Here is a 15,545-nt window from a genome sequence, read left to right on the forward strand (position 1 = left end):
TGCCCGTGCCCGACGGCGGCCCGCACCTCACGCCGTCGGGCGGCCCACGCCAGACCGCGGCCCGGCTGCCTCGGCTCGTCGCCACCGACCTCGACGGCACGCTGCTGCGCTCCGACGGGAGCCTGTCGCAGCGCACGCGCGACGCCCTGCTCGCCGCCGAGCAGGCCGGCGTCGAGATCGTCTTCGTGACGGCCCGCCCGCCGCGCTGGCTCGCGCCGCTGCGCGACGTCGTGGGCGGGCACGGACGCGTGATCTGCCTCGGCGGGGCGGCCGTCTGGGACCTCGCGACCGAGCAGGCGATCGACGTCTGCGGGTTCGACGACGTCGCGGCGCGCGAGCTCGTCGCCGACCTGCGCGCGGGCCTGCCCGACGTCGCGCTCGCGCTCGAGCGCGTCGACGGCCCGACGTTCGACCCCGGCTTCCGGTCCGCCGCGGACGACGCGTCCGACCCTACGGGCGCCGCGACGGTCGTCCGGCGGGTCGAGGAGACGCTGGGCGGGCACGACACCGACGCCGACGCGACGGTGCCCCGGCCGGTGGGCAAGATGCTCGCGCGCCTGTCCACCGCCCCTCCCCCGCCCGACGCGCCCGCGACGCAGCCCGTCGTCGTCGCGTCGCACCAGGACGAGACGCAGGAACGCTTCTTCGCCCAGGTGCGCGAGGTGGTCGGCGGCCGGGCCCACCTCGCCTACTCGGGCGCAGCGGGTCTCGCCGAGCTCCTCGCGCCCGACATCACGAAGGACGCCGCGCTCGCGCGCTGGTGCGACCGGCTCGGCATCCCTGCGCAGGACGTCTGGGCCTTCGGCGACATGCCCAACGACCTGCCCATGCTGCGCTGGGCCGGACGCTCGTTCGCCGTGGCGAACGCCCACCCCGACGTCCTGGCCGCGGCGACCGACGTGACCGCCGCGAACGACGACGACGGGGTCGCGCACGCGCTACTCGACGAGCTTGCCCGCCACGGAGTCGTCGTCGCGACGCAGTGACGCGATCTCGTCCGGGACCGGCGGGACCTGCTCCGCCTCCACGCCGCGGTCGGGCGACCAGACGAGGTTGACGCGCAGCGCCGGGTCCGTCTCCGGGTGGTCCGACCGGTTGTGGGCACCGCGCGTCTCGCGCCGGACCAGCGCGGACTCCAGCGTCGCCCGCGCCGCGAGCAGCGACCCCTGGAGGTCGAACGCGTGGGCGAGGTCGTCGTACCCGGCGATGTCGGGGTGCGCGACGACGTCCCCGGACCGAGCCTCCACCTCCCCCAGCCGTCGCAGGCCCTCCGTCAGCCCGTCCTCGGACCGCACGACGCCGGCGTGCGCCGACATCAGGTCGCGGACCTCCCGCTGGAGGCGGCGGGCGCTCTCCTGGCGCGCGGCGTCGGCGGCGAGGGGCGTCCCGAGCCCGAGCGCGCGGTCGACCTCGTGCGCGGCCTCGGCGACCGCTCCCGCGTCCCGCCGGGGCGCGTCCGACGCCGTCGCGAAGTCCGCCGCGGCCTCGCCCGTGATCCGCCCGTAGACGAGCAGCTCGATCAGCGAGTTCCCCCCGAGGCGGTTCGCCCCGTGCAGCCCGCTCGCCGCCTCGCCGATGACGTACAGCCCGTCGATCTCCGTGGCGTGGTCGGCCGCCGCGACCCGGACGCCGCCCATCGAGTAGTGCGCGGTGGGCGCGACCTCCATGGGCGTCGTCGTGATGTCGAGCATCTGGAGGTCGAGCATCATCCGGTACACCCGCGGCAGGCGCTCGAGCACCTGCTCGCGCGGCAGGTGCGAGACGTCGAGGTAGACGCCGCCGTGCGGGGTCCCCCGTCCCTCGGAGATCTCGGTGTACCCCGCGAGCGCGACGCGGTCGCGCGTGGAAAGCTCCATGCGCTGCGGGTCGTACCGCTCCATGTACCGCTCCCCCAGCGCGTTGCGGAGGATCCCGCCCTCGCCACGGGCTGCCTCCGACACGAGCGTGCCGGCGGCCTCCTCGGGCTCCAGGATCCCCGACGGGTGGAACTGGACGAGCTCCGCGTCGCGCAGCCGCGCGCCGGCGAGGACCGCGAGGCGCCACGAGTCACCGGTGTTCTCGTCCCGGCGCGAGGACGTCCGCCGCCAGATGCGCGTGTGTCCCCCGGCGGCGAGGATCACCGCGTCCGCGTGGATCGTCACGCGCGTCCCGTCGGTGACGTCGAAGCCGTACGCGCCGAAGACCCGCCCGTGCGCGGTGAGGATCCGCGTGACGTAGACCGTGTCGAGGACCGGGACGTGCAGCTCGCCGGCACGCCGCACCAGGGTGCGCTGGATCTCGAGCCCGGTGTAGTCGCCCGCGAACGCCGTGCGGCGGTACGTGTGCGCGCCGAAGAACCGCTGGCTGATCCGACCGTCGGCGTCGCGCGCGAAGGGCATGCCCCAGCGCTCGAGGTCCTCGATGCCGCGCGCGGCGCCCCGCGTGACCACCTCGACCACCTCCGGGTCGGCGAGGCCGTACGACTCGGTGATCGTGTCCGCTGCGTGCTGCTGCCACGAGTCCTCGGGGTCCGTCGTGGCGAGCGCGGCGTTGATGCCGCCCGCGGCGAGGCTCGTGTGGGCGTCGTGACGGCGCCGCTTGCCCACGGCCAGCACGTCGATCCCCCGTTCGGCGAGCTCGATCGAGGCACGCAGCCCGGCGCCTCCCGTGCCGATGACCAGGACGTTCGTCGCGAGACGTCGATGACTCCACTGCATGGCGGGACCTCCGTCGGTGCACCAGGGTCGCCCGGCCCGGAGGTCCGGGCGACGGTCCCGGGGAATCGGGGCCTTCGTCCACGGTAGGCACCGCGACGCCCCCACGGACGGGGTCGTGAGCCGGGTCACGCAGCCGGTACGTCACGCTCGCAGGTCACGCTCGCAGGTCACGCTCCTGCGTCACGCAGGGAGGTCACACCACGGCGTGCCGCCCGACCGGGTCAGCGGTACGTGATCCCGCCGTAGCCCGGCCCGTGCCCGGCCATCGCCTCGAGGCGCTTGATGCGCTCGGTCATCGGGGGGTGCGTCGCGAACATCTTCGCGACGCCTGCGCCCCGGAACGGGTTCGCGATCATGAGGTGCGAGACGTCGACGAGGTCGCGGTTCTGCGGCAGCGGGGCACGCTGCGTCCCCGCGTCGAGCTTGCGCAGCGCGGACGCGAGCGCGAGCGGGTCGCCCGTGAGCCGCGCGCCGTCCTCGTCCGCGTCGTACTCGCGCGTGCGCGAGATCGCCATCCGGATGAGCATCGCCGCGATCGGTGCCAGGAAGACCATCGCGAGGGCGGCGAGCGGGTTGCCGCCCCGGTCGCGGTCGCCGCCGAAGATCAGCAGGAACTGCGCGAGGGACGTGATGACCCCCGCGAGCGCACCCGCGACGGACGAGGTGAGGATGTCGCGGTTGTACACGTGCATGAGCTCGTGCCCGAGGACTCCGCGCAGCTCGCGCTCGTCGAGGATCCGCAGGATGCCGTCGGTGCAGCAGACCGCGGCGTTCTTCGGGTTGCGCCCGGTGGCGAACGCGTTGGGCGCCTGCGTGGGCGAGACGTAGAGGCGCGGCATGGGCTGGCGGGCCTCCGTCGAGAGCTCGCGGACGATGCGGTACATCGTCGGCTGCTCGAGCTCGCTCACGGGCCGGGCGTGCATGGCCCGGATCGCGATCTTGTCGGAGTTCCAGTACCCGTAGAACGTCGTCACGAGACCGATCCCGACGAAGATCCAGAGCAGGTTGGCCCGGGCGCCGAACAAGGCCCACAGGCCGAGGACGACGACCCACATGCCCCCGAACAGCGCGGCGGTCTTCAGGCCGTTGAAGTGCTGGCGTCGTCCCACGGGCGCTCCTTCCACGCTCGGGGCGGCCCACCGTGGTGCCGGGCCGCCCGCAGGGCGGCGGTCCTGCCGCCGCCCACCAGGTGAACGCGCCACGGTCCCGACACGTTCCCGAGGCACCCGTCGCGCCGCCTGGGCTGGACGCGCTGTCGCCCGGCCAGCTCCCGGCACGACGACGGCGCCCCACCCGGGCGGGCAGGGCGCCGTCGTGACGGTGCGTGGCGCCGGTCAGCCGGCCTGCGACTCGCCGCGCGCGACGCGGATCATGTCCTCGCGCGGGACGACCTTGATGCGCTCACGGCCGTGCGGCTCGCCGAGGCCGCGCTCGTACGCGTCGAGCAGCTCCCAGCCGGACCACTCGATGTAGTCGACGCCGCGCTCCGCGAGGAACTCGACGACGGCGTCCGGCGTGCCGAGCGGGGCGACGCGCCCCGCCTCGAGGTCGGCCGCGGCGACGTCGTCGCCGGCGCCCGTGACGTCCTCGACGAGGTGGCGGATCGTCTCGGACGCGTCGGACTTCGTGTGGCCGATGAGCCCGACCGGTCCGCGCTTGATCCACCCGGTCGCGTAGACGCCCGGCAGGTGCTCGCCGTCGATGTCGAGGACGCGCCCCTCGCGGTTCGGGATGACGCCCTTGAGCTCGTCGAACGGGATCTCGGGGAGCGGGGATCCGAAGTAGCCGACCGCACGGTACACGGCCTGGACGGGCCACTCGTGGAACTCGCCCGTCCCCGACACGGTGCCGTCGCCGTTGAGCTGCGTCCGCTCGGTGCGCAGCGCCTCGACCTTGCCGTCGCCGAGGATCGCGACCGGGGCGTGCAGGAAGTGCAGGTGCAGGCGGCGCGACGCGGTGTGCTCGCTCGGGTCCTTGAGCGTCCAGTCCGTGAGGGTCTTCACGACCTGCTTCGTCTGGTTCGACGAGCTGATCGCGGCCATCGAGCCCTCGTCGAACTCGAAGTCCTCCGGGTAGACGATGACGTCGACGTCGGGGACGTGACCGAGCTCGCGCAGCTCGAGCGGCGAGAACTTGGCCTGCGCGGGACCACGACGGGCGAACACGTGCACGTCCGTCACGGGCGACGCCTTGAGCGTGTCGTAGACGTTCTGCGGGATCTCGGTGGGGAGCAGGTCGTCGGCGTGCTTGGCGAGGACACGGGCGACGTCGAGCGCGACGTTGCCGGCGCCGAGCACCGCGACCTGCTGCGCCTCGAGGGGCCACGTGCGCGGGACGTCCGGGTGCCCGTCGTACCAGGACACGAAGTCCGCGGCGCCGTAGGACTCGGGGAGGTCGATGCCCTCGATCGGGAGCGCCGCGTCGCGGATCGAGCCGGTCGAGAAGATCACGGCGTCGTAGTACTGCCGCAGGTCGTCGAGCTTCAGGTCGACGCCGTAGTCCACGTTCGCGAGCAGGCGGATGTCGCCGCGGCTCAGCACCTTGTGGAGCGCGACGATGATCTGCTTGATGCGCGGGTGGTCCGGCGCGACGCCGTAGCGCACGAGCCCGAACGGTGCGGGCAGTCGCTCGAAGAGGTCGATGCTCACGTCGAGATCGGTCTTGGACAGGATGTCCGCGGCATAGATCCCGGCGGGACCCGCGCCGACGATCGCGACGCGCAGGGGACGGATGCTGCTCACAGGACAGGGTGCCTTCCGGTGGAGGACGGGAGTCTGGTGCTCGGTCTGGTGCTCGGTCTGGTGCTCGGTCTGGCTCGCAGTCGGGTGAGCAGGGCTCGTGCCCGGCCGCAGGACGGCGGTCCGGAGCTGACCGACCGCAGGAGACCACCTCGATTGTACGACCGGGTGAGGGTAGCCTCACTCAGCCCTCTCCCGATCCTCCTACTGTGCCAGCGGTCTCGCCAGGTGGATAGGGCGTCTTGTGATCCGGGCGAATGTAAACGGTGACGGTCTCGCGATGCCGTCACCGGTCGTCACGGGTCGTCACCGGTCCTCAGCGGTCGAGGCTCAGGCTCTCCTGCACAGCGCGGATCTCGTCCCCGGCCCACGGGTGCTGCACGAGCGTGCACGTGCCCGTCGTCTGCACGACGTCCGCGACCGGCCCCCGCGGCACGACGACGGTCCGCACCGACTGGACGAGCACCACCCCGCCCCCGCCCTTGAACGACGCCTCGACCCAGCGGCCTGCGAGCCCGTCCACCTCGATCTCGCCGCTGCCGAGCTCGCGCAGCTTCGGCAGGGGGCGCAGCTTGCGCAGCACCTCGGCGTGCGCGTCCTCGAGGGTCGCGTCGGCCCGTACGCGCGAGACGACGACGATGACGTTCGGGTTGAACTCGCCCTCCGGCACCTCCCGCCCGAGCGCGAGCGGGAGCGCGACGTGAGGCAGCGGCACCCAGCCCTCCGGGGCGGTCGCGCGGACGCCCACGGGCCCGGGGAAGTCGTCGCTCGGGTAGCGCAGCTCGGTCATGCGGCAGGGCCTCTCGTCGGGGGTGGTGCGTCAGCAGTCTCGCAGACCGCCGGCTCCCCGGACACGCCGAGGGCGCAGGACCCCTCTCGGGATCCTGCGCCCTCGGTGGACCGCAGTGGAGCTCGCGGATCAGGAGTTCGAAGCCTGCTCCTGCTGCTGCGCGTTCTGCTGAGCCTTCTGGCCCGCCTCGGTGAGCATCTGCGAGACGTTGTTGAGCTGCGTCTGCGCGGCCGGCCAGTCGCTGCCCTTGAACTGCTGGGCGTCGGGGCCCTCCCACGTCACGCCCTGGACCTGGGTGTTCAGCGTGTTCATCGTGGTCCGGATCTCGTCCGCCTTCTGCTGCAGCGTCTGACCGAGCCCGCGGAGGTCCTCGACGTTAGCGCCCCAGTATCCAGCCATGGTTCATCTCCTTCTGTCCTCGGCCTCCACCTTGCGTGGACGCCGTCCCGTTGTCGATGGCCCTACTCAACCATCGGCCCCCGCACGGCGTCGATGGGGAGGCCTCCCCATCGCCGTGCCGGAAGTGTGCTCGAGCCTCCGCGGCCTCAGCGGGGCAGCGCGACGTGCATCTTGCGCGCCCTCCCCGAGACGACGAGGAAGCCGCGACCGGGCGGGAAGTCGGCGCGGCGCAGCCGTCCCAGGCCCGTGCCGAGCAGCGTGTCCCCGTCGAGGTCGCCCGGCGTCAGCAGCAGCCCCGACCGGCCGGCCTTGAACGGCTGGGCGATGGCCCACGCCTGGCCCCACGTCGACGACTCCGACTCGCCCACCACGAGCTGCTCCGCGCGCACGGCGGTCCGGACGAACGCCGCGAGCGGCTGCTCCGCGGGCGTCCCCGTGAACTCCGTGACCGACTCGACGAGCACGGTCAGCGACCCCGGGCGCAGCGAACCGCCCTCGAGCGTGGCCGTGAGGCTCCCGAGCAGCGTCACGACGTCCTCGGGGGACGTCGCGGTCGTGTCCCACGCGTCGAGCGAGGAGATGCTCGTGCGTCGCGGGGCGAGGTAGACCACCCGGCCCGCGCGCGCACGGCGCACGGCCTGCGCGATGGTGACCAGCGCCGTCGTCCGCCCGCCCCCCGGCGGTCCCGACAGCATGAAGGTGCCCCGGGCCGGGAGCGCCACGGGAGCGATGTCCAGGTCGTCGAGGCCGATCGTGGGCCGGTCCCCCGTGAGCTCCGGCAGCGCGTCCAGCGTGAAGCTGTCCGGCAGCCGGTCGACCCCGGGCGCCTGCGGGATGCCGAGGCGCGACATCGCGTCGCGGAGCCTGCCCAGCTCGCGGGCCTGGAGCGCGACGTTGGGGTCGCCGCCGAGGACTGCGACCTGCACCTCGTTCTCCTCGAGGATGCCGCGTCCGGGGGGCGACGTCAGCGTGAGCACGTCCTTGGGGACGCCCAGCGTCATGTAGTCGTCCTCGTTCGCGAGGCGCAGGACGAGCCGCTTCTGGATCGTCGAGCCGAGCGACGTCGGGACGGACGCGGCACGGTCGCCCGTCACGACGACGTGCACGCCCACCTGGCGACCGTCCGTCGCGATCTGCGTGAAGGCGCCCCACACGGGGAACGCGTGCGACGGGCGGAACTCGTACGCGTCGCGGAACGCCCCGATCCCGTCGACGAGGAGCAGGATGCGCGGCTCGTCGGGGACGCCCGCGATCCGGCGGTACTCGTCGAGGCCTCCCGCCCGCACCGCGGCGTACCGCGCGGAGCGCTCGTCCACGACGTCGCGCAGCGTGCGCAGCACGCGCTGGACCCGTTCCTCGTCGTCGCCCGAGACGACCGCCCCCACGTGGGGCAGGTCCTCGAGCATGCGCAGGCCGCTGGCGCCGGCGTCGATCGCGTACACCTGGACGGGACCGCCGCGCGCCGTGATCGCGGCCGACACCGCGATGGTGCGCAGCGTCGCGCTCTTGCCGGAGCCGCCCGTGCCGTAGATCGCCATGTTGCCGTCACGGTCGGGCTCGTAGAACACGGTGGGCTGCGTCTGCGTGGTCGGGTCGTCCTCGACGCCGAGCAGGAGCATGGCGTCGGTGCGGGGGTTCGGCAGCCGGGCGAGGTCGTAGGTGCGCGCGAGCTCGGGGAGCCACGGCTTGCGGGGCGCCGGGACCGCCGCCTCCACCGCGGCGCGCGAGATCGTCGCGACCACGCGCGAGATGTCGTTGGGACCGGGGTCCTGCGTCTCGTCCTCGACGTCCGGCTCCGGGAGCTCCCAGCGCATGCCCGTGCCGAACGACATCTCCTGGACGTCGATGCGCGACGGCTCGGGCCGTGAGGACGTCCAGCCGCCCGCGTACCCCGTCTGGAACGGGGTGATGCGGCCGGGGCCCGTCTTCACGGCTCCGCGGCCCGGGATCGACGGGTCGAAGTGCGCCGCCATCGGGATGCCGAGGATGTCCGTCGAGTCGTCCTCGTCCGCCATGCGCAGCGCGACGCGCAGGTTGGTGTTGGCGCGCAGGTTGTCCTTGATGACACCCGCGGGCCGCTGCGTCGCGAGGATGAGGTGCAGGCCGAGCGAGCGACCGCGCTGCGCGACGTCGACGACGCCGTCGACGAACTCCGGGACCTCGTTGACCAGCGCCGCGAACTCGTCGACGACGATGAGCAGGCTCGGCGGGGCGTCGGGGTCACCGGTGCGCTCGAGCGACGCGAGGTCCTTCGCCTTCTTGCGGTTCAGCAGGTGCTCGCGGTACCGCAGCTCCGCGCGCAGCGACGTCAGCGCGCGCCGCACGAGGTGCGGCGACAGGTCGGTGACGAGGCCCACGGTGTGCGGCAGGTTCACGCAGTCCGCGAAGGCCGCGCCGCCCTTGTAGTCGACGAACAGGAACGTCACGCGGTCCGGGCTGTGCGCGGCCGCCATGCCGAGCACCCACGACTGGAGGAACTCCGACTTGCCCGCACCCGTCGTCCCGCCGACGAGCGCGTGGGGCCCTTGCGTGCGCAGGTCCAGGTAGAGCGGCTCCGTCCCCGAGTGCCCGACGAGGCCGCGCAGGTTCGTCGGGGTGCGGCGACGCACGGGAGGCGAGCCGTCGCGCGGGGTCAGGGACCCGTTCTCGCGCCACGCGTCGACGAGGATGCCCGGGTCGTCCGCGAGCGACGTGCCCGCCAGCGCCAGGTAGGAGACGGAGCGCGGGAGGTCGGAGTCGTCGTCGACGGGCGCGCCGACGTCGACGACGGGCGCGAGGATGCGCGCGACGTCGTGCGCCGTCGCGAGGTCGACGGTCTCGCACGTCACGGGGAACGACAGGCGCCCGACCCGCACCTCCCCCGTGGTCGCGCCCTGGGCGGCCCCGGGCCGGCCCGCGCCCTGTGCGTCGGCCGCGGCGCCGTTCTCCTCGACGAGGACGAACGTGCGGCACGCCGCAGGCAGCTGCTCCACCGACGGCGCGACCCACACGAGGTGGACTCCCGCGTCAGCGCCGCGCTCGGCGAGCCGGGTGAGGCGCGAGCGGTCCACCGGCGCGTCGTCCTCGACGAGCACGACGACGGTCGGCAGGACGGGCTGCGGGGTGTCCAGGGGCTCCTCGGGGTCGATCGGCCCGCGCAGCTCGGCGTGCGCACCGAGGTCTGCCCCGCGGAGCTCGACGATGTCCTCGAGCCGGGACAGCAGCGACAGGGCGGCGCCCGGGTTGTCGGCGAGGTGCGCACCGCCGCCGAGCGGGCTGTGCGGCGAGCCGGTGTGCGGGAGCCACTCGAGCCACTCCCAGTCGGCGCGCGACCGCTGCGACGTGATCGCGGCGAGCACGAGCTCGGACGGCGAGTGCAGCCCCGCGAGCTGCACGAGGATCCCGCGGCCGACGGCGTCCGCCGTCGCCCCGGCACCGGCGATGCCCAGCGCGCCGTCCGTGCGCAGGCGCGCGACGACGGGCACGCCGTCGATCGTCGCGCACTGCGCGTGGAGCTTCTCGAGCTCGTTCCAGAACTCGGGGAGCGTGTTGTTCTCGTTCTGCTGGTCGACCTGGGCGCGCGACGGCGCGGTCCCCAGCCCGACCCGCACGGTGAGGAACGCCTCGTGCTCGGGCCGGTGGGTCCACAGGAGCCCGCCCAGGCGACGGACCGCGTCCACGGTGTCCGTGACGGAGGGCGCCTCCGTGAGCCGCACGGCGCGCTCGACGGCGTGCGTGCGGTCGATGGTGTCGCGCATCGCGGCGACCGAGGCCCGGAACTGCTCGACCTGGGCCTTGAACTTGCGCTTGGCCTGCACCCGCTGGTCGAGGTAGTTGCCGAGCATGAGGATCGGGCTGAGGGCGATGAACACGATCGACAGGATGTTCTGCGTCACCGAGTAGAGGATCACGCCCATGAGGAGCGGCGCGACCATCGCGAGGTACGGGAAGCGCGTCGGGTCCTGGGGCTGCGGGGGCTTCGGTGCCCGCAGCTTGCGCTCGGGGAAGCGCGCGACCACGCGCGGCGAGCGGTTGAACTCGACGACGGGGCTCGTCGGGGCGAGGCTCGTCGACCGGTGCAGCGACACCACGGAGACCACGGTGCTGCCGATCGCGACGGTGTCCGCCGACGTCAGCGTGGAGCGGGTCATGCGCTGACCGCCCATGACGAGGCCGTTCGCCGAGTTCGTGTCGGTGATCTCGATCGACTCGCCGACGGTGATGCGCGCGTGCCGCTTCGACACCTGCGGGTCCGAGAGCCGGATGTCCATGTTGCGGTCGCGGCCGACGTAGCTCGTCCCGACCGGCAGGGGGAACTCGCGTCCGGCGTCCGGTCCTTCGAGGACCCGCAGGACGGCGACCGCTGCGCCGCGGTCCTGGCCGGGCGAGTCGAACTGCTCGGAGACCCGCACGATCGAGACCGTCGAGCCGGAGCGCAGCCCGGCTTCGATCAGGTCGCTCGTGGGCGACAGGACCCGGCCCTGGACGGACGCGCCGCTCGCGGTCGGCGCCCCGGTCACCTGGAGCGTGAGCCGTTCGGGCAGGGCGGACCCCGCGCGCGTCGGGTCGCCCGCGAACAGCGCCTCGGCGACGTCGCGCACGGTCGCGGTCGCGTCGGCCGTGACCGCGACGTTCGTCGTCGTCGAGTCGGGGCGGTGCAGGGTGAGCTTGATGCGCACAGGGGCGTCCTCGGGGGGTCCTCGGGGGTGGTCCTGGGTCGTGGCCGCGCCGTCACGGGCGCGAGCAGGTCAGCCGTCGTCGGTCGCGTCGAGCAGGGGGAGGTCGGCGGACGTCACGAGGCGTGACGCGACCGCGTACTCGACGAGCCGCGCCCGCCGGTTCGTCGCGAGCGCCCCGGGGCCGCCGCGCAGCCCCTTCACGCCGATCCGGTCGAGCTTGTCGCACACGTTGTCGAGCTTGCGGTTGAACCGCGTCGTCGCCCAGCCGAGCCGCGCGGCCGCAGCGGCCGACGACGGGATCTCGGACAGCCCCGTGCCGTCGCGGCGGAGCATCGGCTCGGCGAGCGAGACGATGAGCTGCTTCTGGCTCGTCGTGAACGTGATCATCCCGATGGTCGTCGCCCCGGAGTCGGCGTCCTCCGACCGGATCTCCTGGTACGGCGCGCCGTGCAGCTGCGCGAGGATCTCGTACGTCGTCGGACCGGCGGTGAAGACGATCGACGTCGTCGGGAAGACGATCGGGAGCCGGTTCCCGGGCGAGAGCCAGGACTGCACGCCACCGCCGGCGTCGCACACCGTCGCGGAGATGAGGGAACCCACGTTGGCGAGCCACCAGATCCCGCTCTCGAAGGAGACCCGGAGGAAGCGGCGGTGCAGGTACGGGTTGTCCTCGATCGAGAGGTCGCCGTCACGGCCGATCTCGAAGACGTCGCCGTCGTCCGCGGAGGGACGGAACCACTCGCCGCAGAACTCGATCGCGAGCTCGCTCACCCGGCCTCCCCCTCGACGCACGCCGTCTGCGGGCTGGCGGACGGCTTGCCGTCACGCTCGACGATGACCTCGATGCACACGCGCTCGCCCGGCTTCGCGCTCAGCTCGACGGTGTCCTGGTCCCAGATCTGCTTGTACTGCGCCGTCTCCACGAGGTCGAGCTTGCGCCACGCGAAGCCGTCCCCCTCCTGCGCGTCCGGGCTGTCGTACGCCCACGTGAAGGTCGCGACCTGACGTTCGGGGTCGTACGTCCCGGTGAGGTCGTTGACGGGCGGGACGAGCGCGCCGAGGTTGTCGGACGGCACGGTCGAGGTCTCGCTCGTCGGGGTGGTGCTCGGGTCGTCGTCGGCCTCGGAGGAGCCCCCGCCCTGGGTGAGGGCGAAGATGCCGACGCCCGCCAGCACGAGGACTCCCGCTCCGACGAGGACGGGGACCAGCGCCCCGCGTCGCGCCTCCTGCTCCGGCGCGCCCGGCGCCGCTCCCTCCCCCGGACCGACGGTGCGCTGCACCGTGTCCTCGACCGGCGCCGTCCCCCAGGGCGCGTAGGGCGCGACGGCGCCCGGGTGCCGCCGCGACGGGTCCGTCGCCTCGACGACCGGCGCGTACGGACCGGCGGTCGGGTACGTGCCCGAGGTGCCCGACGACGGGTGGCCGGGCGACGTGCCGGTCGGACGGTCAGCCCACGCCGCCGGTGCCACCGATGCCTGCTGCGGGACGTGGGCGCCCGGCGTGGGCTGCGCGGGCCACTGCGGTGCGGGCTGTCGCGGCGGGTGGAGCGGGGTGGTCGGCAGCGTGGGGTTGCGCGTCGGGGTCGGCTGCGCCTGACCTCCGGGGTCGATCGACACGACCTGGCGCAGGCGCGTCCCGCCGTCGTCGTCCGGCTCCTCCTCGTGGACGTGGCCCGAGTCGTCCAGGAGGTCGACGGGCGTGACCGCGTACGAGAGCTCGTTCTGGACCTGCTGCAGGGCGCGGGCGAACGCGAGCATCGACGGGTACCGCGACGCAGGGTTCTTGGCCATCGCCGTGTCGAGCACGCGCTCGAGCGACGCGGGCACGTCCGTGCGCCCCGTGCGCGGCAGGGGCGACGTCTCGATGCGGGAGATGAGGTTCGCGCTGGAGTTGGAGCCGCCGGGGACCTCGAACGGCGAGCGACCGGCGAGGAGCGTGTAGGTCGTCGCGGCGAGCGCCCACACGTCCGTCGCGATGCCGCTGCGCGGGGGCTCCGCGAACGACTCCGGCGGGGACCACGGGATCGACATCCCCTCGGCGCGCGCGGCGTCGTCGACGGTGGACGAGATGCCGAAGTCCGTGAGCGCCGGGTGGCCGTACTCCGTGACGAGGATGTTCGCCGGCTTGATGTCGCGGTGGAGGATGCCCGCGCGGTGCGCCGTCTCGACGGCCCCCGCGATCTGCACCGCGGTCCGCAGGGCCTCCGCGACGGACAGCCGCTCGGTGCGGTAGCGGGCGCCGAGGTTGGGTCGCGAGCAGAACTCCATCGCGAGGTACGGACGCCCGTCGTCCGCGACGTCCGCCTCGTACATCGTGACGATCGACGGGTGCGTCGACAGCGTCGCCATGAGGTCGGCCTCGGCGTCGAAGGCGGCCCGCTGCGACGGGCTCGACCACTCCTGGAGCAGGACCTTCACCGCGACGCGGCGCCGTGGCCGCTGCTGCTGGTACAGGAAGACGTCGGAGAAACCGCCCGAGCCGATGAGCGAGACGTACTCGAAGCCCTGGATCTCCGGCGGCGGGGACGGTGCTCGCTTGGTGCTCACCAGATTCCTTCGAACGTCAGGGTCACGTCGTCCCCGAGGTCGACGACGTCGCCGTCGACGACGAGCACGGGCTCCGACGGGTGCAGGCGGCGCGGCGGCTGGCCCGCGCGCAGGAGCGTGGTGCCGTTCGTCGTCGCCATGTCGCTCACGAGCACGTGCCAGCCCTCGAGGGTGACCTCGAGGTGCGAGCGCGAGATGTCCTGCTGCGGGCTCGGCACGGTCACCAGGCGCGGCAGGTCGGCCGCCTGCGTCCGGGGCGTCCTGGGTCGCCGCCCGACGACGACCCCGCGGTCGAGCTCGATCGTCTGCCCGGTGGAGACCAGCAGCCGACCGAGCGGCGGGCGCACCGCGAGCGCGGCGTCGCCGTCGAGCGCACCGCCGCAGACCGCGCACGTGTCGCGCGACGGCGGGTTGCCGTGCCCCTGCTCGCACGTCCGCGCGAGGATCCGCTGCTGTCCCGAGGCGGGCGGCGTCGTGAACGAGGGGGTCGCGGGCGGTGGCGGCGGGGTGTCGGTCTCCTGCGCGGCCGCACGCAGGTCGGCGATCGCGGACGACAGCACGGTGTGCCCGTCGTGGTCGAGACCGCCGTCGGCGGATCCGTCGGGCGCCGCGTCGTCCGGGGTGACGGTCGCGGCGCGATGGGCCGCGGCCGGGGTCGCACCCGTCCACTCGCGCGGGACGCCGGCGATGAGGCCGCCGGCCTGCGGCGGCTCGTCGGGACCGGGGACGGGCGGGACGCCGATGCCCGGGGGCGGCGGGACGGTCGCGTCGACCCGCTCGGCGGAGCCGGGCGCCGGGACGGCCGGCACGGGTGTCTCCGCCGGCGACGCAGAGGGCTCGCCCTCGTCGTCGTCGGCGTCCTGCGCCCGGACCGCCGCGTCCTCGACGGTGCGCAGCACCGTCGAGCCCCACAGGTGCGAGTAGTCGTCGGCCGCCGGGAACGGGTCGTCCGACGTCACCGGGGCATCGCCCTCGGCCTCGCTCGCCGTACCGGGGTGGTCGAGGAAGCCGGCGCCGTCCGGCTCGGGCGCCATCGTCTCCTCGGGAAGCGCGATGGTCGCGCCGAACGTCCCGGGCTGCTCGGACGGTGCAGGCGGCAGCGCCGCCCCCGACGCGGGCTCGGCGCGGGGCGGGACCTCGGTGCCGCTGCTCGTGCCGCCGGCGACGACCGGTGCCGACGCCACGGTCCCGGGAACGGAGGTCTCGTGGACCGGGGCCTCGTCGCGCTCGGGGTCCGCGACCGCCCGCGCGGGACGCTCGGCGAGCTGCCACGCCACGGCGTCGGCCAGCACGACCGCGGACGCGAGGGGCCACGTCGCGCGGTCCCCGAGCAACGGCTCGCCGACCGGGGCGGCGGCGGGGGCGGCGCCCGTGCGCACGAGCAGCTCGACCACGTCGTCCACGACCCGCTCGGACCAGGTGGTGACGTCGTCACCGTCGACGTGGACGCGGTCACCACCCTCGACCTCGAGGGTCACGGCGAGGGCACCCCGCACGGCGACGTGGACCCGGCGGTCGGCCACGACGGCGACCGCGAACGGCGGGATCGTGCGCAGGCTCGAGCCGAAGGCGCCGGTGAGGACCTGGAGGACCTCCACGACCCCCGGCGCGGCACCGAGCTGGTCCCACACCTGGTCGACGAGGTCCGTCTCGACCGGCGCGGGGAGCACCACGACGGCACCGCCCCGCACGAGCGCGCGTGCCTGTCCCGTCACGTA

Annotated in this window: 10 protein-coding genes; 1 reads left to right on the top strand and 9 read right to left on the bottom strand. The window is 74.0% G+C overall.

Annotated elements, in window-relative coordinates; genetic code table 11:
- The first annotated feature begins 5 nt into the window (after positions 1-5).
- Positions 6-986 carry an HAD family hydrolase gene (locus ACZCLJ_RS08265; RefSeq protein ID WP_463106379.1) on the top strand — a complete coding sequence of 327 codons (981 nt, stop codon included), beginning with the start codon at positions 6-8 and terminating at the stop codon, positions 984-986.
- Here the strand turns inward: ACZCLJ_RS08265 and ACZCLJ_RS08270 are convergent.
- The 9 genes from ACZCLJ_RS08270 to ACZCLJ_RS08310 all read right to left on the bottom strand — a co-directional run bounded on the left by ACZCLJ_RS08270 (position 939) and on the right by ACZCLJ_RS08310 (position 15,542).
- Positions 939-2,696 (bottom strand): L-aspartate oxidase, encoded by a 1,758-nt coding sequence (locus ACZCLJ_RS08270; protein ID WP_463106087.1) that lies wholly within the window; start codon positions 2,694-2,696, stop codon positions 939-941. The genes ACZCLJ_RS08265 and ACZCLJ_RS08270 overlap by 48 nt on opposite strands.
- A gap of 221 nt (positions 2,697-2,917) precedes the next feature.
- Positions 2,918-3,805, bottom strand: a complete 888-nt coding sequence (htpX, locus tag ACZCLJ_RS08275) for a zinc metalloprotease HtpX (RefSeq protein WP_463106088.1) — start codon at positions 3,803-3,805, stop codon at positions 2,918-2,920.
- A gap of 225 nt (positions 3,806-4,030) precedes the next feature.
- Positions 4,031-5,437, bottom strand: a complete 1,407-nt coding sequence (locus tag ACZCLJ_RS08280) for an FAD-dependent oxidoreductase (RefSeq protein WP_463106089.1) — start codon at positions 5,435-5,437, stop codon at positions 4,031-4,033.
- A gap of 313 nt (positions 5,438-5,750) precedes the next feature.
- Positions 5,751-6,224 (bottom strand): LpqN/LpqT family lipoprotein, encoded by a 474-nt coding sequence (locus tag ACZCLJ_RS08285; protein ID WP_251153495.1) that lies wholly within the window; start codon positions 6,222-6,224, stop codon positions 5,751-5,753.
- Between the two features lie 129 nt (positions 6,225-6,353).
- A complete protein-coding gene (locus tag ACZCLJ_RS08290; RefSeq protein ID WP_251153494.1) occupies positions 6,354-6,623 on the bottom strand; it encodes a hypothetical protein in 270 nt (89 codons plus the stop codon).
- A gap of 146 nt (positions 6,624-6,769) precedes the next feature.
- Entirely contained in the window at positions 6,770-11,281 is a 4,512-nt protein-coding gene (locus tag ACZCLJ_RS08295) for an FtsK/SpoIIIE domain-containing protein (RefSeq protein WP_463106090.1), read from the bottom strand.
- Positions 11,282-11,350: 69 nt separating this feature from the next.
- A complete protein-coding gene (locus ACZCLJ_RS08300) occupies positions 11,351-12,052 on the bottom strand; it encodes a hypothetical protein (protein ID WP_251153492.1) in 702 nt (233 codons plus the stop codon).
- Entirely contained in the window at positions 12,049-13,827 is a 1,779-nt protein-coding gene (locus ACZCLJ_RS08305) for a serine/threonine-protein kinase (RefSeq protein WP_463106091.1), read from the bottom strand. The genes ACZCLJ_RS08300 and ACZCLJ_RS08305 overlap by 4 nt, the downstream gene beginning before the upstream one ends.
- Positions 13,824-15,542 carry an FHA domain-containing protein gene (locus ACZCLJ_RS08310; RefSeq protein WP_463106092.1) on the bottom strand — a complete coding sequence of 573 codons (1,719 nt, stop codon included), beginning with the start codon at positions 15,540-15,542 and terminating at the stop codon, positions 13,824-13,826. The genes ACZCLJ_RS08305 and ACZCLJ_RS08310 overlap by 4 nt, the downstream gene beginning before the upstream one ends.
- Positions 15,543-15,545: the final 3 nt, after the last annotated feature.

The organism is Cellulosimicrobium sp. So1_17, assembly GCF_055181235.1.

Excerpts from the sequence above, each read along its gene's own strand:
- ACZCLJ_RS08270 (WP_463106087.1), bottom strand. The coding sequence starts at position 2,696 with ATGCAGTGGAGTCATCGACGTCTCGCGACGAACGTCCTGGTCATCGGC.
- ACZCLJ_RS08285 (WP_251153495.1), bottom strand. The coding sequence starts at position 6,224 with ATGACCGAGCTGCGCTACCCGAGCGACGACTTCCCCGGGCCCGTGGGC.
- ACZCLJ_RS08290 (WP_251153494.1), bottom strand. The coding sequence starts at position 6,623 with ATGGCTGGATACTGGGGCGCTAACGTCGAGGACCTCCGCGGGCTCGGT.